Source organism: Nonomuraea candida (genome assembly GCF_000725485.1).
Lineage (GTDB): Bacteria > Actinomycetota > Actinomycetes > Streptosporangiales > Streptosporangiaceae > Nonomuraea > Nonomuraea candida.
The window spans coordinates 176,478-196,894 of the sequence record NZ_JOAG01000030.1 but is presented as its reverse complement, the minus strand read 5'-3'; the positions used below and the strand labels follow the sequence as shown (position 1 = coordinate 196,894).

The following is a 20,417-nucleotide window of genomic DNA, read 5'->3' as shown; positions in this document are numbered from 1 at the left end:
GGGTGGCGGGTCGAGGCTGGTGGCCATGGCACGGTCGGCGGCTTTCGAGAGGTTTCTGGCCGCGGTGAACGCCCCCGTAGTGCTCAGCCGCGACTCCATGGACGAGATCCCCGGCGTCGGGGCGCTGCGCCTGCTGCATGGCGAGGAGCGCACCGAGGCGGAGGACATCCTCATCGCCAGGCTCGGCGAGGGCGACGGCCGGGCGGCGGCCGCCCTCGCCGAGGCGGGCTGCGTCCGCGCCATTCCCGCGCTGGTCGAGGCCACGGCGGAGACCGAGGCGCCCATCATGCGGGTCTTCGCCGCCCGGGCGCTCCTCGACCTGGGCAGCGACGCCGGTCTTCCGGCTCTGGTACGGATGCTGCGCACGCATGACGGCACCGGCGGCGACCGGGCCAGCGCCGCCCGGCTGCTGGCCGAGTCCCCGGCTCCGGACAAGGAGCTCCTGCTCGACGTGGCCACCACCGATCCGGACAGCACGGCCCGGTCGGGGGCGACCCACGCCCTGCTGGCCGTGGCCGGCCTGGACGACGAGGAGCTGACGTCCGGCGAGGTGCTGCTGAGCATCGCCGGCCGGCTGCTGTCGTCCCTGACCACCGTGCGCGCCGGGGCCGCCGCCGAGTTGCGCGCGGTCCTGGCGGGTCGGGAGGCGGGCAGGACCGCCGAGGAGCTGGGGCTGACCTGGCACGCCGACCGCGACGGGCCCCTGGGCCGCTTCATCGACGACCTCGGCGGCTCCGGGGGCGACCTCCGCGTCGAAGGGCTGGCGGAGCTGACCGGCCGGGAACGCGTCCTGCTGGAGAATCTGGTCCTGCTCCGCCTGGACACGGATCGCCGCGCCATCCGCGCCGCGGCCCGGCTGGGCGTTCGCCGGGCGATCGAGCCGCTGCGCGAGGGGCTCGGGTCGGCCAAGGGCCGCACCCGGGAAGAGATCCTCTCCGCCCTGGACACCCTGACGACGTGACCTTCCCCGCCCCGGCCTCCCCCGGCAGGCCAGGCCGGCCTCGCACGCGCACGGACCACGCCGGGTCGCCTTTCCTGCCGCGCCGCACCGTGCCGCGGTGAGAGGGACTCTTCTGCGACGTTGCCGTGACGCCCGGATCGCGGTGCGGCGACGGCGCCGCTGGCATCCTGAGACGCGTCCTGGGTCGTGATCAGGAAAGGCGCAGGATGCCCGTTCCCGTGAAAGCTCGCCGTCCGCGACCCCCGGCTCCCGCCGTGTCGCCGGTGACGGACCCGCGCGGGCCGGGCACGCAGAACGCGATGGATCCGGGCCCGTCAGCGGTGCTGCATGCGCGCCGGGTGGTGGGCAACGCGGCGATGACGGCGGCGATGGGCGGCCTGCCGCGCGGTGCCGGGCCGGGGTCGCCGGCGTGGATGGCGCAGCTGCTGCTGGCCGGGCAGAGCCTGGTCGGCAACCAGGCCGTCGCCACCGGTGCCACCGGTGCCACGGTGACCCGGACAGGCGGAAGGACGGCTGGGCCTGTGTCGTCTTCCGCGCCCGCGACGGCGACGCCTGCCCTCACGCCGCCTGCCTTCACGGCTCCGGTGCCCGCGAGCCCGGTGCCGACAACTCCCGCGACGCCCGCTCCCGGGGCTGTCGTTCCCGGGATTGTCGTTTCGGGGGTTTCCGGCAGGGCCGTGGTTCCGGGGGCCGCTGGGGCGGGAGCTTCGGGGCCGGCGGCCGTGAAGCGGCCACCGGCGCCGCGTACCGGTCCCCGGGCCGCCGCGCCGGCCGCGGATGCGCCGGGGCGCAAGGACACCGCCGGTGGTCCGGCTGCGGAGCGACCGGACAAGGACGGCAAGGACGGCAAGGACGGCAAGGACGCTGCGGGTAAGGGCGGGAAGAAGGAGCAGGCGGCGGGGCCGCGTTCGCCGGCGGCGGATCCGAAGTTCCAGGCGTTGAGGAAGGATGTCACCGCCAAGAAGAGGGCGATCGGGTCGAGCCATCCGCCGGCGGCGGTGGAGGCGGGGGCGGCGCAGGCCGCGGCGGTGCCGCCGCCGGATGACCGGGAGGCGCGGGGCAAGGCGGCGCATGCCGAGGACATGGATGCCGCCCGGCCCAGGGAGTTCGACAAGCAGGCGTTCATCGCCGCGGTCAGGAAGGCGATCGCCGAGCGCGCGCCGAAGAACCTGGACGAGGCCGACAAGTTCGGCGAGTCGGGCAAGGCCGGGGAGGTCAAGGCCGAGGTCGCGGGCAAGGTGGGCGAGGGCAAGGACGCCTCCGCGCAGGAGATCGCCGACCGTACCGCCGAGGTGCCGCAGCCGGCGCCGGACGCCAAGAAGGTGGTGCCGCTGGCGGCCGACCGGCCGCCCGGCCGGCCCCGCGGCCCGGACCCGGCCCAGGCCGCCCCGGACCGGCTGCCGCCGCCGGCCACCGACCTGTTGGCCGGGCCCGGGCAGGTCGACCGGCAGATGTCGGAGGCCAAGGTCACCGAGCGGCAACTGGAGTTCCGGAACGCGCGCGAGCCGTCCTTCGACAAGGCGGTCAAGGACAAGAAGGCGATGGAGGCGCACGCGGCGGCGGCCCCCCGCCAGGTGCGCGCCGGCGAGTCCCGCGAGCTGGCCGAGGTCAAGGCCACCGCCGCCGCGCAGGGGGCGGCGGCGATGGGCGGCATGCACGCCACCCGGGTGGCCACCGGCCGGCGGGTCGATGCCGGCAAGCAGGGCGCCAAGGGCCGGGACGAGGACAAGCGCGCCCAGGTCACCGCCGTGCTGCAGCAGGTGTTCGACCGGACCAAGACCGACGTGGAGAAGATCCTGTCCGATCTGGACACGAAGGTCGATGAGGAGTTCACCCGCAAGGAGGAGCGCGCCCGCCGGCGCTTCACCGACGAGCACGAAGAGGGCATGCGCCGCTACAAGGCCGAGCGGTACGGCGGCCTGGACGGCAAGCTGCGCTGGGGCTGGGACCTGTTCGCCGGGCTGCCCGAGGAGGCCAACCGCATCTACGAACGCGCCCGCGACCACTACCTGACCGCGATGGACGAGATCATCACCGGCATCGCCGGCACCGTGGAGCGGGAGCTGAGACGGGCCAAGGACCGCATCGCCGCCGGCCGCAAGGAGCTGACGGCCGCGGTGGACAAGCTGCCCGCCGACCTCAAGACGATCGGCCGGGAGGCGGCCGGCGACTTCGCCGGCCGGTTCGACGAGCTGGCCGGCAGCGTCGACGACAAGGGTGACGAGCTGGTCGACACGCTGGCCACCCGCTACAGCGACGCGGTCAAGGCGGTCGACGAACAGATCGCCGCGGCGAAGGAGAAGAACAAGGGCCTGGTCGCCAGGGCCGCCGACGCCATCGGCGGCGCCATCAAGACGATCGCCGAGTTGGGCCGCATGCTGGCCGGCGTGCTGCGCAAGGCCGCCACCGCCGTCAGCGCGATACTCAAGGACCCCATCGGGTTCCTGCGCAACCTGGTCACCGGGGTCGGCGGCGGCCTGAGACTCTTCCGCAAGAACGCCGGCCGGCACCTGCGCGACGGCGTGCTGACCTGGCTGCTGGGCAGCGCCGCGGTGGCCGGGGTGACGCTGCCGCGCAGCTTCGACACCATCGGCATCCTGACCATGGTCGCCGGCATGCTGGGGCTGTCGTGGCCGCACCTGCGGGCCCGGCTCGCCCGCCGGGTGCCCGAGCAGGCCATCCTCGCCGCCGAGACCTCCGTGCCGCTGGTGGCGCAGGCCAGGCGGCGCGGCGTGGCCGGCCTGGCCGACGAGCTGAAGACCCGGGTCGGCGACCTGAAGAAGACCCTGATCGACGACCTGGTCGGCTACCTGCTGCCGACCATCGTCATCGCCGGCATCACCTGGATCGTGTCGCTGTTCAGCCCGGCGTCGGCGTTCATCCGCGCCTGCAAGATGATCATCGACATCATCCGGTTCATCCTCACCCAGGCCCGCCAGATCATCGACTTCGTCAACGCGGTGCTGGACGCGGTGATCGCGATCGCCCGGGGCGGCACCGGCGGCGTGCCGGCCCTCGTCGAGCGGGCCCTGGCCCGGTCCATCCCGGTGCTGATCGGCGCGCTGGCCGCCCTGCTCGGCATCGGCGGCATCCCCGGCAAGGTCCGCCAGATCCTGCAGAAGCTGTCCCGGCCGGTCAACCGCGCCATCGACTGGGTCATCGACAAGATCGCCGGCTTGGTCAAGAGGCTCTGGGACAGGATCAGGCCCAGGCCGCGCCGGGTCCCGGAGCGCCGTCCCGGCGTACCGCTGGGGCGCCGCCCGTCCGACCGGCGCGGACCTCCGCGCAGGAGGGACCGGCGCGGGAAGGACGAGCGGCGGCCGGCGGCCCGCCGGCGGGAAAGGCCGCGCGACAGGCAGCGCGACAGGCAGCGGGACAGGCAGCGGGACAGGCAGCGGGACCGCCGGCGGGAGAAGCGGCGGGAGCGGGAGCTCAAGGCCGCGCTCCGCGAGGCGGCCCGGCTGGCGGACCGCACCTCGGGCGACGCCGAGGCCGTGCGCGCCGGGCTGCCCGCGATCAAGGCCCGGCACCGCCTGACCCTGCTGACCGTGGCCGTCGAGCCCAAGTCCGGCGCCACCGTGCTGTTCATCTTCGAGGGGGCGGTCAACCCCCGCGCCACGCTCCGCCACCTGACGTCCGACAGGTACCTGCGGACCGCGCAGCGCGCCTACCGGAAACGGGGGAAGTACCGCCCGTTCTCCGTCAGCGACATGCCGGGACAGCGGCGGGGCGAGGTCGTGCCGGGGTTGCGCACCGTCCTCCGCCTGGGCGAGACGCAGGCGCGCAAGTACGCCGGCAAGTGGGTCACGGAGGGCAAGGCCACCACGGGCACCACGGCCAGGGGCCGCGTCATCTACAGCTTCGGCCGCCTCGACGACCCCAACCTGGAGGTCCCGCTCGACCACCCGGAGCGCGTCATCTGGGTGAACCGCGCGCTGGACATCCCCATGACGGAGGAGCAGGCGCTCGACCTGTGGTTCCTGATCATGGACGGCATCCGGGACGGCAGGACGAAGAACTTCGACACCGTGGCGGCCAGGCTGATGAAGGGCATGCGCATCCCGCCGAAGAAGGGCGCGCTCTGGTCGAAGGGCGAGGACCTCAGCGACTACGCCATCAGCCTCGGCTTCGTGACGCTGGAGGCGCAGGAGTTCTACAAGGTCACCAAGGGGCTGACCCTGCTCGGCAACTGGACGCGGGTCCGCCCGGTGTGGGCGGCGTTCTCCGTGCGCTACGCCAGGAAGCTGCGCAAGGAGATCCACATCTTCCTGCGGCAGTACGTGACCGGTTCGGTCCTGGTCGACATCGAGCTGGACGCGATCCGCAAGCTCGAGGCCAAGCTGGGGACGACCATCCCCAAGAAGTTCCACGGCATGGAGTGGGGAGACGACCCGAGACGGATCCTGACGGACCCGGTGCCCTACGTCTGGCACGAGCTGACGAGCGACGGGACACCGCTGCCCAAGGGGAAGCAGCAGATCCTCGACGCGAACGCGGCCAGGTTCGCGACGGCCGTGGCCCGCAACCGCTTCCACACCAGGCAGGCGGCGAAGCGCGCGGCCGGCACCAGGACCCCGGCGGGCGACGTCGCCCCCGACGCCCTGCGCGAGCTGATGGAGTCGCTGCCGGTGGTGCCGCAGCGGGAGGCGGACATGAAGCGCCTGGCCCGGCACAGCCTCGGCCACGCCGGCCCCGTCACCCTGGCCCCGGTCGGCGGCGGCTTCTCGGGCGCGCCGGTCATGAGGATTCTCGACGCCAGGGGTGCGCTCATCGGCGTGCTCAAGGTCTTCCCGGACCAGGAGGAGTTCGCCAGGGAGCTGTCCTCGCTGGCCCGGCTGGGCAAGATCCGGATCCTGCGCAACCGGGTGGTGTCGGCGCGGGGCGTCGCGCGTACTTCCCGCCGTCCGGGCGCGAGCGGCATGGTGGTCATGGGCGCGGCGGCCGGCCGGGACGTCGAGGGCATGATGCGCGAGACCGGGAGCACGCCGGACGGTCCCGAGCGGAGGAGGCTGATGGAAGAGCTCGAGACGGCGGTCAGGGGGATCGGCCGGCTGCTCGCCACGCTGCACACCGCTCCCGGCGGCTCGGGCGGCCCGGTGGGCTCCGCCTTCCTCGACCGGCACATCCGCGACATGCGCACCAGGCAGAGCCAGCTCACCGGTCTGGCTCCCTGGCTGGCCCGGGAGAACATCGACGTGGGCCTGCTGCAGGCGCGGATCGACGAGCTGATCGACGGCCTGCGGGCCAATCCGGGCGGATCGGCCCTGGTCCACGGCGACTCCCATCCCGGCAACTACTTCTACGATCCGGCGACCGGCGTGACGATGATCGACACCACGACCCTGCACTTCTCCATCGACCGCCGGGGCCGGCCCACCGGCGCCCCCTCCCGCGACGTCGCCAACTTCGCCCAGCAGATCGCGCACTACAGCGTCAATCTGAAGCTGAAGCCGCACGAGGTGCGCCGGCTCCAGAACGCCTTCCGCGACGCCTACCGGGCCGCCGGCGGCATGGGCACCACTCCGGAGGCGGACGCGTTCTTCCGCGCCAGGACCTCGCTCGGCTGGCTGATGCGGGCCATGAACGCGCTGCGCGCCGGCCGGACCCTGAACGCCGAGGATCGCAAGCAGGTCGAGCTGGCCAAACGCGCGTTCGGGCTGAGGTCGTGACGGGCCTCGACGGCGGGGCGTGGCCCGCGCCGCTGGGCAACGGCGCCAACGACCGCACCTCTCCCGTCCCGCTCTCGGGACGGGGACGGGTGCGCTGGCGGGCCGCCCTCCCTCACCGTCACGTCACCGGGCTCGCGGTCGCGGCGAACGGCCTGTGCTTCGTCACCTCCCCCCGCCGCCTCCTCGCGCTGGACGGGCCGGCGATCAGGTGGTCGGCCGACGTCCTCGCGCCACGGAGCTGCCTCCTGCTCGGCGACGGCCTGCTGGCCGTGGCGGACGCCGGCGGCCTGGCCGTCCGCGACCAGCTGACCGGGTCCGTCGTCACCACGATCGGCGCGACGGTCCTGTCCGATCCCGTGCTGCTGGCCAACGGGCTGCTGGCGTTCCTGGCCGGGAAGGAGGGCGGGATCGTGCTGCGCGCGGCCGAGCCGGCCGGCGGGACGCGCTGGGAGGTCGAGCTGGACGCCCTGCCGTACCCGCCGCTCGTGCTGCGCGACGAGGTGATCGTCGTCGAGGGCGAGGTCGTGCGGGCCTTCGGCGGGGACGGCGGCGCGCGGTGGAGCGCCGGCCGGCACGCCTTTCGCGCGGCGCCCGGCGTGGCGGATCCGCCGGGGGAGCCGGGCGAGGTGGACGGGGTCCTCGTGGGGCTGCCCGGCGGCGGCGTGCTGGTGCCCGTCAGGGCCGACGACGTGATGGGCTACCTGGTGATCGACCCCCGGCGGGGGGACGTCGGCGCGGTGCCCGCGCACCTGCGGCCGGGAGCGCCGGTGGTCCCCCTCCACGACCGGGAGAACGGGCGGGAGCTGCTCGTCCTGCCCGGCTGGCCGGAGACCGCCGCCCATGGCGAGCCGCGGCCCACGGTGACGGTCGCGGACCTGGGCTCCGGCGCCACCGTCCAGCGCCACCTCGTTCCCGGCGCCCCGCACGCCATGGCGGCCGGCGCCGGCGGGCTGGTGGCCGTGGCGGGCGGCCCGCCGCTGGAGCGCTGGTCGCGGTATCACGGGCAGCCGGGCTACGACCTGCGGGCCGAGTGCTACGTGCTCTTCCTCGACAAGGACGGAATCCGCGGCGGGTGGCAACCGGGCCGGCCCATCACGGGGCCGCTCGCCGTCGGCGCCGAGGGCGAGCTCATCGTCCCGCTGCCCGGCGAACTGATCGGCCTGGAGTGACGGGCACTGATCGGCCTGGAGTGACGGGTACTGACCGGCCTGGAGTGACGGTCCGGAGCGTCCTGGGGTGACGGGCACTGATCGGCCTGGAGTGACGGCCCGGAGCGGCTGCCTACAGGACCGTGAGGTGGCCGTACCGGGACAGGGTCGCGGCCAGGTCGCCGGATCCGCCGCGGAGCGCGGCGTCGAGGAAGGCGACGGTGGCCGCCGCGGTGATACGTGGCCCGGCGGTCCGGCCGAGGGAGCCGACGAGCGCGGGCAGCGGCGGCAGGAAGAGCGGAGCGTCGGTGAAGGTGAGATGTGCCGAGCCGGGGACGGTGAGCCGGTAGCTCGTCGCCGTGCTGAGCTGGAGCACCCGCGTGAGGCGAGAGAGATAGTCCGGCTCCTCGCCCGGCCGCACGTCGTGGGTGAGCGCGAGCACGGGCTGGCCGAACGGCCGCGGCGCGGGGTCTCGCGGGAAGCCGTCGATGTCGATGACGGCTGCGAACCGGGGGTCCTGGCGGGCGGCCTGCAGGGCGGCGGCGCCGCCGAGGGAGTGGCCGGTCGCCGCGGCCCGGCGGAGGTCCAGCCGCCCGGCCAGCAGGCCCGGGATCTCACCGCGGTCCAGGCGGCCGAGCTGGGTGAGGACGAAGCCGAGGTCGGCGGCCCTGACCGCGGTCCACCCGGCCGCGCGCCTGTCGTCCTCGGCCTGGTCGCCGGTGGACGCGACCCGGGTGCGGATCGTCCGGCCGTCGGCAAGGGTGACGACGGCCGAGTCGTACGGGTGGTCGAGGGCCGCCACGACGTAGCCGCGGCTGGCCAGCTCCTCGGCCCAGGCGGTGTTCTGGGTCCGCACGCCTCCGAGCCCGGGCGAGAACAGGACCACGGGGAACCGGCCGCCTCCCGAGGCCACCGGGGCATCGGGCACTGAGCGTGTGCGGGCGTGTGCCGCCTCGTCGAGAACGAAGCCCGGAAGGCCGAGGTAGCCGGCCTGGCCGCGGGCGACGAGCCGTGCCTCCCGCGCCGTACGACCCAGGTACCACGCCCGCCGGGCGGCGGGATCGCGCTGCCCGGGATACCAGAGCTGGACGACGACCGTCCGCCGGTCATCGGCCCGGGCCGTGGCGGTTTCCGCTCGCTCGGGGTCGGTCCACTGCACGACGGTCGTGCCGACGGCGTGTGCGCCCGACGGCTCGGGGAACACGGGCCGGGGCAGCGCCCACGCCGCCGCCGCGCCGGCGAGAACCAGAGCCAGACATGCCGCCGACCCCGGCAGGGCCAGCCACCACCGGGCCCGCCGTGCGGGCCGCCTCAGCAGGGAGGGAACGGCGAACGCCAGCGCGATGGCCCCGCCCGCGAGGACGGGGATGAGCTGCCAGCGGATCCCGAGCACGGCCAGCACGGTCGCGGACACCGCGAGGGCTGCCGCACCCGCCCACGTCGAGGGCCGGCGCGCGCCGGGCGGCAGCCAGCGGGCCGGCACCAGCACCACGGCGGCCGCCAAGGCCAGGAGCTCTGCCGGGGACAGGCCGAAGAACACGGTCACAGTCATGGCGATCACGGTGCCGGAGTGACCCCGGCCGGACATCGGCCCTCATACGGAAAGTCGTGCGCGACCCCGGTATGACCTCCCACGACCACTCTGCGACCGTGGTCGTACAGCCCGGCAGCCCTGACCCGCAGTGGCCAGATGGAGGGAACCGGCGCCGCTCCGCTGCTCGGCCGGCTGGTCGATCAACACGGCACGGTTCTACGCGCGTGGTGTTGTCGTCGCAGGCAGCTCCGGTCCGAGGCTCCCGATGGCCCGCGCGAGCCGGCTCGCAGCGTGGCGGGCATCGGCCAGCGCGCTTTCGTACTCTCGCTGGGACGCCGGGACGTCCGCCCCGCAGTGCGGGCAGAAATCCGTGCCCGCGAACACATGGCAGTCGCACGCGCGGCACAGGACGAGGGACGGCAGGTGCGAGCCGGCGTCGCCCGGCGCCGGCGGGGGCCCTGGCCGGGAGCGTTCCTGTGGAGATGCTCCCGCCGCCCGATGCTCCCCAGCGGTGTCCGGGTCGGGCTCCACCACGATCTCGAATCGGCCATGATCGAACGAGGTCCCCGGCGCGGGAAGCCGGCGGACCACCCGCTCGCGCTTGCCTTGCTTCTTCAGCTCGGACGCCCGGTAGTGACAGTACGGATTGTTTCCCGGCCGCCCCAGCAGAGAATGTGACGTCCACGTGCAGCCGCCCTCACAGACGTCCGCGTAGTAGCAGCTCGCGCAGAACCCCCACATCTCCTTGCCGCGGCTCTTCCGGGCGAACGACAGCTGGGACGCGGACGCCCAGATCTCCGCGATGCTGGAGTCGCGGACGTTGCCACCCGCGTAGGTCACGGTCGGCAACGACGGGCAGCCCTTGATCGTCCCGTCGGCCTCGATGCCCAGAACGTTGCGGCCGGCGAAGCACCCTGCCCAGTGCATGCTCGCGGTGCCACTGCCGCGCAACTGCGCCTCATAGGGCCCGAAGTACCCGATGTTGTTGCCTGGTTGGAGAAGCAGCCCTTTGGCCACGCCCGCGGCATGGAGTTCGGCCAGCAGCGGCATCAGTTCGTTCATCTGGTACGGCTGCATCAGGAGGTCATGGTTGTCGGCGGCCCTGCCCATCGCGACCGTGAGCTGGACCTGCCAGTTGCGCACCCCGGTCGCGAGGAACTCTCGGAACAGGTCGCGCAACTGAGGGATGACGGCGGCGGTGATCTGGGTGTTGACACTCGTTCTGATCCCGTGCTCGCGGAGCCTGCCGAGCGCGTCGATGGCGGCGTCGAACGAGCCGGGCCGGCCCCGCAGGTGGTCGTGCAGAGGCGCCAGTCCGTCGATGGAGACACCACAGGCCACCAGCCCGGCGTCCGCGGCCTGGGCGATGCGCGTGCCGGTGAGCTGCCAGGCCCCGGTCTGCAGCGTGCACTCCATCCCGGCGTCGGAGATGGACCTGACGATCTCCACCCAGTCCTTGCGCAGGTATGCCTCGCCACCGATCAAGGTGACCTCGCGGGCGCCGAGCTCGTGGAGCTGCCGGACGACGCCGAGGCACTCCTGGGTCGTCATCTCCTCCGGGCGCACGCTGCCCGCGCGTGACCCGCAGTGCCTGCATTTCAGGTTGCAGGCCAAGGTCAGCTCCCAGACTGCGTGCACGAGCTGGTGGCCGCGAACGTCGGGCCCGCTCAGATAGCGGTTGGGCCTGGCGGGTCGCGCCCGGCCGCCCGCGTCACCCATCTGTACCGCCCGTCCTGTCCAACCGGATGATCGCCGCGTCCAGGGCCTCCAGCGCCTCCTTCACCTCGCCGTACCGTTCCGCCGGGACGGGTCCGAAATCCACCTGGTACAGGGCTTTTCTCGCCCCCTCGGCGACCGCCTTCATCTGCTGCAGATCGTTACTGGCAATCGCGTCGTGGATTGCCGGCCCATAAGGAGGAAGGGGCCTGGAAACGGAATCGTCTTCCCTGTCGGTCACGTCGGTTCCCCCACGTCATCGCACGCGAATCGTCATGCGAGCTGGAACGATACGAGCCCGCGAACACCGGAGACAGAGGTGCTCCGTTTCGCCGGCGTTCGTGAGCGTGGATATCCGTCCGCGATGGTGGCTCGGCCACCTCTGGCGCACCCGGCTCGATCACCCTGCGTACCCGTCCCGCGGTGCGTGAAACGGGTGCCGTCATGAACCGGCCGCCGGCTGATCGCCAGAATGACCAGGTCGTTACGTGGCGAGAGCGAGGTTTTACCGAACCGAAGACCTGCGGGGCGTGTGGCCATACCCGACTCGATCCACAATAGCCGGTGGATGGAGTCGAAATCCCATGGAGATCGACCGCGACCGACGCGGGAGGGAACGAAATGACAGACGCCGCGGCGCGGATCAACCGCCAGATCGCCGAGATGATGAAAGCGGCAAGCCCGGAGGAAATTGTCGAGATCCTCGGCGCAAGAGAGGACACTCTCCTGTCCGATGACAACAACAATAATAACAACAACAACCAGCCGTCGCCGCCGATAGAAGTGTGACGTCTGCCGGCCCGGACGCCCTGCCTCCGTTTGGAAGTCTCCGGACGGACGGCATCTCTATTCACTTCTTGCGACGGAGCAATGGAAATCCTGCTTGTCTTCCCACCGCAGTGGAGCGCATTCCAGCCGGCCCTTTCACTTCCTTCACTCTCCGCCTGGCTCAAGCGGGCCGGATTCTCTGTCGATTCGGTCGATGGCAATGTCCTGTTCTACGAGTGGCTGCTGTCCGACGAGTGCGCGAAGCTCCTGCTGGAGCAGGTTGCCGCCGGTGGCGATCTGTCACGTGACGCCCGGACCGCCTTCGGGGCGATCTTCGAAAGGGTTCATGAGTTTCGCGGTGACCTGGCCCGGCTCAGACAGTCCGCGAATGACGACCGCCGGCCGGACAAGGACGCGTACTTCGAGGCCCATTACATCGGGGTCAAGTCGCTGGCCACCTACCTGGACGCAGTGTCGCGGGTGTGCGGAGAATTCACGGTGTCCCCGTACGAGTTCCGGTTGAGGTCGGGAAACCTGAGCTCCTCGGAGCTGGAGCGCCGCGTCGCCGAACCACATCCCGTGATCGGGGAGTTCGTGCGGCGCCTGGTGGCGGAAGAAATCCTCGCACCCGCTCCCGGATCGATCGGAATGTCCTGCATCGGGCAAGAGCAGCTTTACTTCACGCTGCTGATCGGATCGGCCATCAAGCAGGTGTCGGATGCGCCCGTCATGGTCGGCGGGACCATTTTCTCGCGCATCTTCGAGCGTGGCGCCCTCCAGCCGCACTGGTTCGGGCGATTCTTCGACGTCATCGTCCGCAACGAGGGAGAGAAGCCGGCCGAGCGGATGCTGGCGAACCTGCGCGCCGGGGATCCGCTGACCGAAGCCGTACCCGGGATCGTCTACCGGGAGGAACGGCAGATAGTGGCGTCGCCGCCATGCCCGCCACTACGGCCGTCGGAGCTCCCCGTTCCCGACTTCGATGACATGCCGCTGGGTCGTTACCTCTCGGCGGAGACGACGCTGCCGCTGTTGTCCTCGCGCGGGTGCTACTGGGGCCGCTGCGAGTTCTGCCATCACGGCATGGTCTACGGAGAGAAATACGCCGGGTACGCGGTGGCAGACGTGCAACGCGCCATCGAGACCCTCGCCGACAGGTACGGGGTGCGCAACTTCGCCTTCAACGACGAGGCGATACCGCCGAAGATCGCACGCTGTCTCGGTGAGAACCTGCCGTCGCACGCGGAGACCGGATGGTGCTTCACCGGACTCATGAAGTTTGAGGACTTCTTCCGGCGCGCCGACTTCGAGAACGCACACCGGATCGGCTTCCGATCGCTTTACGTGGGGCTGGAGTCGGCTTCCGAGCGAGTGCTGTCCCTGATGCGGAAGAATACCCGCCGAGAAGTCATGCTGCGCAATCTCAGGGATGCCACCGAGTCCGGGATATGGATGCACTGTTTCCTTTTCTTCGGCTTTCCGGGGGAGACGGAGGAGGACGCCGAGGAGACGTTCAGGTTCGTCATGGAGAACTCGGACATCATCAGTTCCTTCGGCGCCGGCGCATTCTCGCTGGAGCATAACGCGCCCATCTTCCACCACCTCGAGGACTTCGGCGTGCGGATCAAGCCGACCGGCATGGGCGATGTCGACGTCTACTACGACTACGAGGTGTCGAGCGGAGTGGACGCGGTTCGCGCCCTGGAGTGGATGAGGAGGCTACAGGACGCGTCCTCAACTGTTCCTGGCTATGTCGGAGCGGGTTGGGTCCCCCGTGAACTGCTGCTGTGTGTCCTGTCGCACATGACTCCGGCGGAACTGGTCGAGCGGTGCCGGATGGTGCGTGACATGGGCGGCCTGCCACCGGCGATCAAGGTGCGTGACCTGGTGAGCCGGGTCACGCACCCAGACCGGGCCGGCAGCGAACTCGTCATCAACAGGGTGAGCGGCCGCGTCCTCCGGATCGACGGAGGCGCCCGCAGAGCGTTCGACGCCTGTTGTGAGACGGGCCTGAGCGTGACCGAGATCAAAGAGCTGGCGCCATTGCTCTTCGAAGGGCTGGTTCCACCTGGTCAGAACACGCCGGAAGCCGCCCCCGCATAGGAGCCATCAGCGCGCTCGTGGCGAACTGCCCGGGCGCCGGCGAGGTTGATCGTGCCCTCCCTGACGGGACCCTCTATGGGCGGCTTGTGAAGCGTGGGGCGGCTGCCGGGCCGGTCACCAGGCGTAAGCCTCGGGCGCGGTCACCAGGCGTAAGCCTCGGGCGCGGTCACCAGGCGTAAGCCTCGGGGGCCGGGCCGGGGCCGGGGAAGATCTCGTCCAGGCGGGCCAGCTCGCTCGCGCCGAGACGGAGATCCAGGGCCTGGAGCGAACGGTCGAGCTGGTCCAGCGTGCGCGGCCCGATGATCGGGCCGGTGACGCCGGGCTGGTGGAGCAGCCAGGCCAGGGCGACGTCAGCCGGAGGGCGGCCGATCTCCTCGCAGAACAGCTCGTAGGCCGCCACCCGCTCCCGGTTGGCCGCCAGCCGCTTGGCCGTGAGGTCCGATCCCGACGCGCGTCCGGTGCGGGGCTTGCGCAGGATGCCGCCGAGGATGCCGCCGTACAGCGGGGACCAGGGGATCACTCCCAGGCCGTACTCGCGCGCGGCCGGCAGCACCTCCAGCTCCGCGGTGCGCTCGGCGAGGTTGTACAGCGACTGCTCGCTCACCAGCCCGAGCGAGTGCCGTCGCCTGGCGGCCTCGCCGGCCTGGGCGATGTGCCAGCCGGCGAAGTTGGAGGAGCCGACGTACAGGATCTTGCCCTGGTCCACCAGGAGGTCCATGGCCTGCCAGAACTCCTCCCATGGCGTGTTCCTGTCGATGTGGTGGGCCTGGTAGAGATCGATGTGGTCGGTGCCCAGCCGGCGCAGGCTGTCCTCTACCTGCCGGCGGATGTGCAGCGCCGACAGGCCGCGGGTGTTGGGGCCCTCACCCATCGGCTCGTAGACCTTGGTGGCCAGGACGATGTCGTCGCGGCACCCGCTCTTGGCCAGCCAGCGTCCGATGATCTGCTCGGTCCAGCCCTCGCCGGGGCGCCAGCCGTAGATGTTGGCGGTGTCGAAGAAGTTGATGCCGAGGTCGAGAGCACGGTCCATGATCGCGTGGCTGATGTCCTCGGGAGTGTCCGGCCCGAAGTTCATCGTGCCGAGCACGAGCCGGGAGACCTGCAGGCCGGTGCGGCCGAGATGTGTGTACTGCATGGGAGCGACGCTAAAGTTTCCCATCGGTTGGAACGTCAAGCTGATGCGGGGCAGATCACATGCTCATCGGCGAGCTGGCGCGCCGCAGCTCGGTCAGCACCCGGCTGCTGCGCTACTACGAATCACAGGGCCTGCTCACCTCGGTCCGGCTGGCCAACGGTTACCGCGACTACGCCGACGACGCCCCCATGATCGTGGCGCAGATCCGCGGCCTGCTCGCCGCCGGGCTGTCCACCGAGGTCATCCGCGAGCTGCTGCCGTGCGCGGCGGGCAAGCAGCCGCGGCTGAACAGCTGCCCGGATCTGGTCGGCATCCTGCGGGGGACCCTCCGGGACATCGACGAACGCATGGAGGTCCTGGACCGCAACCGTCAGGCGCTGATCCGCTACCTCGACGCCGCCGAGGCCGGCCAGGCCCAGCCCTCCACCGTCACCTCCCGGAGTGGCAGCCGCCATCCGGTGCCCGTGCGGTGGAAACGCGGCCGGCAGCCCCGTGGCAGATGATCGGCCACGAAGGGTTCGGCGCCTATTTTGGATCTGGGAATACAAAACGTGGTAGCGTTCGCTCATGGCCAGACCGCGAACCTTCGACGAGAGCGTGGTTCTCGAAGCCGCAGCGGCGCAGTTCCGGGTGCACGGCTTCGCCGACACCTCGACCGAGCAGCTCTGCGAGGCGGCCGACGTGCGGCGCAGCAGCCTGTACAACGCGTTCACGTCGAAGGACGAGCTGTTCGTGCGGGCGCTCGATCACTACGCGTCCACCATGCGGGCGCGCCAGGAGTCCATCCTCACCGACACCTCCCTCAGTGGCGCCGAACGGCTCCGGAAGCTGATCGACGCGATCATCGAGGAGGAGCGGGTCGCGCGCGCCGAAGGGCATGCCGCCGGCTGCATGGGCGTGCACACCCTGATGAACCCCGGCCTGCGGGCGCGCGATGAGCGCATCGCGCGCATTCTCGACCGTGACCTCCGGGAGCGCCTCGGGCTGCTGGAGGACACCATCCGGGCCGGTCGCGCCGACGGAAGCGTGCCCGACGGCCCTCCCGCCGGTGAAGGCGCCCTCCTGATCAACACCATCATCTCCGGCATCCGCGTGGCGGCCCAGACCGGAGTCACCCCCGACATCCTGCACCGGATCGCCCTCGACGGGCTTCGTTCCCTGCTGGGCTGAGCGAAGAGAGCGGATGGTTCCGCTCTCTTACGCTGCCCAAGTTTTGGATTCTGAAATACAGAAAGGCGTCGCTCCATGAAACGGCCTCTTCACTGGCTGATGCTCACCCTTCTCGTCGTCGCGATGAGCGAACTGCAGACGATGGGCATGCTGCCGGAAATGGCGCGCAGCCTCGGCGCCTCGACCACCACGATCGGCACGCTGATCTCGATCTACGCCTTCGGCATGGCCATCGGCGGCCCCCTCATCGTCATGGCCCTGCGCCTGGTCCCGCCCAAGGGCGCGCTGCTGGGCGTCGTCACCGCTTACGCGGTGCTCGAAGCCTGCGTGCCCCTGGTGCACGACTACTGGTGGATCGCCGCGCTCCGCCTGCTGACCGGGAGCCTGGGCGGCGCCGTGTTCGGTCTCACCCTGACCATGGCGGCCCGGCTCGCCCCCAGCCCCGACCGCATCGCGTCGTCGATCTCCATCGTGCTGAACGGCCTCATGTTCGGCGCCGTCCTGGGCCTGCCCATCAGCCACGCCATCGCCACCACCTGGAACTGGCAGGCGAGCTTCTTCGCCCTCGGGGCCGCCGGCCTGGTCATCGCCCTGCTCGACCTGCGCACCCTGCCCGCGCTGCCCGCCGTCTCCGCGCAGACCTCCGCCGACGACCTGCGGCAGTTCCGCTCGCCCCGGCTGTGGAGCCGCTACCTGGTCAGCCTGCTCACCATCGGAGCCACGTACGGCGCCTTCTCCTACTTCACCCCCCTGCTGGAGCAGGACGCGGGCTTCTCTCCCGGCACCACGACCCTGATCCTGCTCGGCTACGGCCTGTGCACCGTCCTGGGCAACAACGTGGTGGGCCGCTACGCCGACCGCCACGCGGTGACCCTGCTGCGCATCGGCCACCTGGCCCTGGCCGGCTCGCTGGTGGCCCTGGCCCTGTTCGCCCACCTGCCCTGGGCCGCCCTGCCCGGCGTGCTCATGGTCGGCCTCGTCGGCGTCACGATGAACCCCGCGCTCGTGGCCCGCGTCGTCGAAGTCGCCGGCGCCGGCGGACTGGTCAACACCGTGCACACCTCCGTCATCACCCTCGGCGTCGTGGCCGGCAGCGCCGTCGGCGGCCTGGCGATCAGCGCCTCCGGAGACACCACCGCCACCGCCATGTGGACCGGCGCCGCCCTCGCCCTCCTCGCCACCTGCGTCCTGGCCGCACAAACCGTCACGTGGAAGAGCGTCCACCCCCAGCCGGTACGAGACTGACGTCCCTTCGGTGAAGATCCGGCCGGGCCTCGGTCAGCCGATGCCTTCGACGATGCGGAAGTCGCGCTCGACGGCGTCCGAGAGGACGGCCAGCGCCTCCTGGTAGGCCGCGCTCTCGCGCGTCGCGACGGCCTGCTCGAAGCTGTCGAACTCGATCAGGATGGTGCGCTCGGCGATTCCGGCGTCATGCGCCACGACCCGGCCGTCACGGACGAGGACCCGGCCGCCTCCGGCCTTGACGGCCGCAGCGGCCAGCTTGTCGTAAGCGGCCAGCTTCTCAGGGTCGGAAATGGTGCGGTAGACGCTGACCCAGTAGCCCTTGGGCATGGCACCTCCAGTGGTGGGATGAGTGAACTGACTTGAAGCGCATCACGTGCAGGACGCACATGAAGCGCCGCGGCGTGCCCCTGCGCGGCCGGGGCGGTTCTCGGGGACGGGAGGGAACGCTGAAGGAGGTGTCGTGAACGCGGACGACACCGCGCGGCGCCGGGAGCGGGAGCTGCGGAGCACGGCCCGCGTCGGGCCCTGGCCGGCCTCGCGAGGCTACGGACGCGTCTTCCGCCATACCCTGACGACTCCCGACTCGCCCGGCATCCGCGGGGACGGAGCATGCGGGGCGGTCTGGAGCTTCACTTCCGCGAAGCCGAGGCGCCGGGGAACGCCCGCGCTGGCGACATTGGCCACGTCGTGCCGGATCTCCAGCCACTCGACTCCATCCAGCGCGAATCCCGCCGCGATCAGGACGGCGACGGCCTCCGTGACCAGGCCCCGGCCGGTCCAGTCCCCGTGCAGCCAATAGCCGATCTCCAGGCCGCCCGGCCCGGCCCGGCGCATCAGCCCGCAGCCGCCCACGACCAGGCCCTCCACGAGGATGGCGTACTTGTACGCCTCGTCCCGCTCCCACTCCGAACGAGCCGTGGTCACCAGATCGGTCGCGACGTCGCGACTGTCTCCCACCGCGAGGAGCGACCAGGGGAGCAGATGATCGTGGGAGTCCCGGATCGCCCGGGCCAGCGCATCGATGTCCTGCCTCTGCCATCGCCGCAGCACAAGGCGGCCGGAGACGAGAACCGAGGCAGGACGACGCATCACCCCATGATGCACGCTCATACAACCCCGGGCCCTCACAGGCCTGCTGCCACCGCGGCGCCCAGCCCCAGCAGGACGACGCCGGTGGTCACCCTGAGCCCCCGCAGGACGGCCGGCCGCGACACCAGGGCGCGCCCGCGGCCGACGGCCCAGGTGAGCAACGCGTACCAGGAGGCGCTGACGAGCGCCCACAGGGCTCCCAGCGCGACGGTCGACAGGAACACCGGGCCTTCCGCGGTCACGAACTGCGGCAGCACCGAGACGGCGAACACGCCCGCCTTGGGATTGCCGAGGTTGGTGACCAGGCCGGTGACATATCCGCCCACGAATCCGGTGCGCCGCCCGCCCTCGTCGGGCGGGCGGATGGTGACCGTGGTGAGCGCGGTCCGTAGCGTCTTCACCCCGAGGATCATCAGCACGACGCCGCCCGCGATCCGCAGCGCCGCGTACGCGGCAGGGCTGGCCAGCAGGACGGCGGACAGCCCGGCCGCGGCGGCCGTGGACCACAGCAGGAAGCCGCTGGCATTGCCCGCGAGCGTGCCCCGGAGCGTACGTCGCCCGCCTTCCAGCACCTGCCGGATCATCAGGGCCTGACTCGCGCCGGGCAGCATCGCCAGCAGCAAGGTGGTGGCGATGAAAACGGGGACATGCGTGGGCATGGAAAAGAACCCCTTCCGGGGATCGCGGCCGATGGGTGCCCCACCAGGCTTCCAGCCCTCCGCCCTCAAGAGAAGTTAAAACAGAAGGGTGCAGCGTTAAGATCGGTGAATGGTGGTGGATCCGGGGCAGCTCCGGCTTCTCGCGTTGATCGAGCGGCACGGCTCCCTGACGGCGGCGGCCCACGCACTCCGGCTCACCCCCGCGGCGGTCACCCAGCAGGTGGCCAAGGCCGAGCGCGACTGGCAGGTGCCCCTGGTCGTCCGTGGTCCGCGCGGGGCGACGCTCACCGCGGCCGGCGCGCTGCTCGCCAGACACGGCCGAACCGTGGAGGAGGCCTCGGACAGGGCCGAGGCGGAACTGGCCGCACTGCTCGGCCACCTCTCGCTCCGCCTGCGGATCGGGACGTTCCAGGCGGCCGCCCTGCACCTGCTGCCGCCGGCCCTGACGGCTCTGCGACACCGCCATCCGGACGCCGACGTCTCCGTCATGGACGTGGTGTCCGGACGCGGAGCGGCCGAGATCGGCGCGGGGCGCCTGGACGTGGCCATCGTCGCGTCCTGGGGCGCCCCGCTCGTGCCGCCCCCGCACCTGCGGGCCCACTCGCTCCTGGTGGACCCGATGGTCGTGGTGCTCCCCGATGACCATCCCCTGGCCACCGGGCAGCCCGCGGACGCCGGACTCCGCCTGGAACAACTCCGCGACGAATCGTGGGTCTCCATCCTGGCCGGCCACGCCGCCCGCGAGCAGTTCCACGACGCCGCCCGCGCGGCCGGGTTCACTCCTGCCGTGCGGTTCGAGACCGAGTCCTACGACGTCGCCCAGGCCCTCGTCGGCACGGGCATCGCCGTGGCCCTGGTCTCGCGCCTGGCCCTGACCCATGCGCCCGGCACCACCCATCGCGAGCTGGCCTGCCCCAGGCCGTACCGCCGGCTCTACGCCGTGACCAAGAGCGACGCCGGCCTCACACCGCTCGCGGACCTGCTCATCGACCTCCTGCGTGATGTCGCCCGCGACATCACCGCCACCTGGGAAGCTCCCCTGCGAGAAGAACCACGCCCGTCGAACGCGCCGCCCGGAGCCTGAAGGACCTGCCGAAGCGCCAGGGCATCGGGGCTGCGGATGGCCCGGCGGGCCCGCGCCGACCGGCTCAGGGCGCGGACCGGGCGGGAGGAGCGAGCAGCGGCTCACTGGCTGCCTGGCCTGCCGGGCTGTCCGGCCC

General features: G+C 71.6%; 16 protein-coding genes. 9 read left to right on the top strand and 7 right to left on the bottom strand.

Going from position 1 to position 20,417, the window contains the following annotated elements; genetic code table 11:
- Window positions 1-64: 64 nt before the first annotated feature.
- The 3 genes from IO39_RS28375 to IO39_RS28365 all read left to right on the top strand — a co-directional run bounded on the left by IO39_RS28375 (window position 65) and on the right by IO39_RS28365 (window position 7,799).
- A complete protein-coding gene (locus tag IO39_RS28375; protein ID WP_157549001.1) occupies window positions 65-961 on the top strand; it encodes a HEAT repeat domain-containing protein in 897 nt (298 codons plus the stop codon).
- A gap of 938 nt (window positions 962-1,899) precedes the next feature.
- Window positions 1,900-6,630 (top strand): phosphotransferase, encoded by a 4,731-nt coding sequence (locus tag IO39_RS54910; RefSeq protein ID WP_157548999.1) that lies wholly within the window; start codon window positions 1,900-1,902, stop codon window positions 6,628-6,630.
- Window positions 6,627-7,799: a PQQ-binding-like beta-propeller repeat protein gene (locus IO39_RS28365; protein WP_043629094.1), complete on the top strand. Its 1,173-nt coding sequence runs from the start codon at window positions 6,627-6,629 to the stop codon at window positions 7,797-7,799. Before IO39_RS54910 ends, IO39_RS28365 begins: the two co-directional genes overlap by 4 nt.
- A 112-nt stretch (window positions 7,800-7,911) precedes the next feature.
- On the opposite strand, the gene IO39_RS28360 is transcribed toward IO39_RS28365, so the two are convergent.
- The 3 genes from IO39_RS28360 to IO39_RS28350 form a co-directional block, all read right to left on the bottom strand.
- A complete protein-coding gene (locus IO39_RS28360) occupies window positions 7,912-9,330 on the bottom strand; it encodes an alpha/beta hydrolase family protein (RefSeq protein ID WP_052423494.1) in 1,419 nt (472 codons plus the stop codon).
- A gap of 198 nt (window positions 9,331-9,528) precedes the next feature.
- A complete protein-coding gene (locus tag IO39_RS28355; protein ID WP_043629091.1) occupies window positions 9,529-11,031 on the bottom strand; it encodes a radical SAM/SPASM domain-containing protein in 1,503 nt (500 codons plus the stop codon).
- Window positions 11,024-11,269, bottom strand: a complete 246-nt coding sequence (locus tag IO39_RS28350; RefSeq protein WP_043629089.1) for a DUF1843 domain-containing protein — start codon at window positions 11,267-11,269, stop codon at window positions 11,024-11,026. The genes IO39_RS28355 and IO39_RS28350 overlap by 8 nt, the downstream gene beginning before the upstream one ends.
- Window positions 11,270-11,649: 380 nt before the next feature.
- Between IO39_RS28350 and IO39_RS54905 the strand changes: the two genes are divergently transcribed.
- Together IO39_RS54905 and IO39_RS28345 are read left to right on the top strand one after the other, a co-directional pair.
- Window positions 11,650-11,817 (top strand): hypothetical protein, encoded by a 168-nt coding sequence (locus tag IO39_RS54905; protein WP_157548995.1) that lies wholly within the window; start codon window positions 11,650-11,652, stop codon window positions 11,815-11,817.
- 81 nt (window positions 11,818-11,898) lie between these two features.
- Window positions 11,899-13,899 (top strand): B12-binding domain-containing radical SAM protein, encoded by a 2,001-nt coding sequence (locus IO39_RS28345; RefSeq protein WP_052423476.1) that lies wholly within the window; start codon window positions 11,899-11,901, stop codon window positions 13,897-13,899.
- 166 nt (window positions 13,900-14,065) lie between these two features.
- Here the strand turns inward: IO39_RS28345 and IO39_RS28340 are convergent, their stop codons facing one another.
- The gene (locus tag IO39_RS28340) at window positions 14,066-15,034 is read right to left on the bottom strand and encodes an aldo/keto reductase (RefSeq protein ID WP_043629087.1); all 969 of its coding nucleotides are present in this window, start codon (window positions 15,032-15,034) and stop codon (window positions 14,066-14,068) included.
- Between the two features lie 59 nt (window positions 15,035-15,093).
- Between IO39_RS28340 and IO39_RS28335 the strand changes: the two genes are divergently transcribed.
- The 3 genes from IO39_RS28335 to IO39_RS28325 all read left to right on the top strand — a co-directional run bounded on the left by IO39_RS28335 (window position 15,094) and on the right by IO39_RS28325 (window position 17,449).
- Window positions 15,094-15,537, top strand: coding sequence for a MerR family transcriptional regulator (locus IO39_RS28335; RefSeq protein ID WP_063765355.1), 444 nt, complete (start codon window positions 15,094-15,096; stop codon window positions 15,535-15,537).
- Window positions 15,538-15,601: 64 nt separating this feature from the next.
- Window positions 15,602-16,204, top strand: coding sequence for a TetR/AcrR family transcriptional regulator (locus tag IO39_RS28330; protein WP_043629084.1), 603 nt, complete (start codon window positions 15,602-15,604; stop codon window positions 16,202-16,204).
- 75 nt (window positions 16,205-16,279) lie between these two features.
- The gene (locus IO39_RS28325) at window positions 16,280-17,449 is read left to right on the top strand and encodes an MFS transporter (RefSeq protein WP_043629082.1); all 1,170 of its coding nucleotides are present in this window, start codon (window positions 16,280-16,282) and stop codon (window positions 17,447-17,449) included.
- A gap of 33 nt (window positions 17,450-17,482) precedes the next feature.
- Here the strand turns inward: IO39_RS28325 and IO39_RS28320 are convergent, their stop codons facing one another.
- The 3 genes from IO39_RS28320 to IO39_RS28310 form a co-directional block, all read right to left on the bottom strand.
- Window positions 17,483-17,776, bottom strand: coding sequence for a DUF1330 domain-containing protein (locus IO39_RS28320; RefSeq protein ID WP_043629079.1), 294 nt, complete (start codon window positions 17,774-17,776; stop codon window positions 17,483-17,485).
- A gap of 216 nt (window positions 17,777-17,992) precedes the next feature.
- Window positions 17,993-18,538, bottom strand: a complete 546-nt coding sequence (locus tag IO39_RS28315; RefSeq protein WP_043629279.1) for a GNAT family N-acetyltransferase — start codon at window positions 18,536-18,538, stop codon at window positions 17,993-17,995.
- Between the two features lie 35 nt (window positions 18,539-18,573).
- Window positions 18,574-19,197 carry a LysE family translocator gene (locus IO39_RS28310; RefSeq protein WP_043629076.1) on the bottom strand — a complete coding sequence of 208 codons (624 nt, stop codon included), beginning with the start codon at window positions 19,195-19,197 and terminating at the stop codon, window positions 18,574-18,576.
- 109 nt (window positions 19,198-19,306) lie between these two features.
- Here IO39_RS28310 and IO39_RS28305 point away from each other — a divergent pair, with 109 nt between their 5' ends.
- On the top strand, window positions 19,307-20,281 hold the full coding sequence (locus tag IO39_RS28305) for a LysR family transcriptional regulator (protein WP_052423475.1): 975 nt from the start codon (window positions 19,307-19,309) through the stop codon (window positions 20,279-20,281).
- Window positions 20,282-20,417 lie beyond the last annotated feature (136 nt).

Coding starts and splice junctions, on each gene's coding strand:
- IO39_RS28360 (WP_052423494.1), bottom strand. CDS start 9,330: ATGACTGTGACCGTGTTCTTCGGCCTGTCCCCGGCAGAGCTCCTGGCC.
- IO39_RS28355 (WP_043629091.1), bottom strand. CDS start 11,031: ATGGGTGACGCGGGCGGCCGGGCGCGACCCGCCAGGCCCAACCGCTAT.
- IO39_RS54905 (WP_157548995.1), top strand. CDS start 11,650: ATGACAGACGCCGCGGCGCGGATCAACCGCCAGATCGCCGAGATGATG.
- IO39_RS28345 (WP_052423476.1), top strand. CDS start 11,899: ATGGAAATCCTGCTTGTCTTCCCACCGCAGTGGAGCGCATTCCAGCCG.
- IO39_RS28340 (WP_043629087.1), bottom strand. CDS start 15,034: ATGCAGTACACACATCTCGGCCGCACCGGCCTGCAGGTCTCCCGGCTC.
- IO39_RS28335 (WP_063765355.1), top strand. CDS start 15,094: ATGCTCATCGGCGAGCTGGCGCGCCGCAGCTCGGTCAGCACCCGGCTG.
- IO39_RS28330 (WP_043629084.1), top strand. CDS start 15,602: ATGGCCAGACCGCGAACCTTCGACGAGAGCGTGGTTCTCGAAGCCGCA.
- IO39_RS28325 (WP_043629082.1), top strand. CDS start 16,280: ATGAAACGGCCTCTTCACTGGCTGATGCTCACCCTTCTCGTCGTCGCG.
- IO39_RS28320 (WP_043629079.1), bottom strand. CDS start 17,776: ATGCCCAAGGGCTACTGGGTCAGCGTCTACCGCACCATTTCCGACCCT.
- IO39_RS28315 (WP_043629279.1), bottom strand. CDS start 18,538: ATGCGTCGTCCTGCCTCGGTTCTCGTCTCCGGCCGCCTTGTGCTGCGG.
- IO39_RS28310 (WP_043629076.1), bottom strand. CDS start 19,197: ATGCCCACGCATGTCCCCGTTTTCATCGCCACCACCTTGCTGCTGGCG.
- IO39_RS28305 (WP_052423475.1), top strand. CDS start 19,307: ATGGTGGTGGATCCGGGGCAGCTCCGGCTTCTCGCGTTGATCGAGCGG.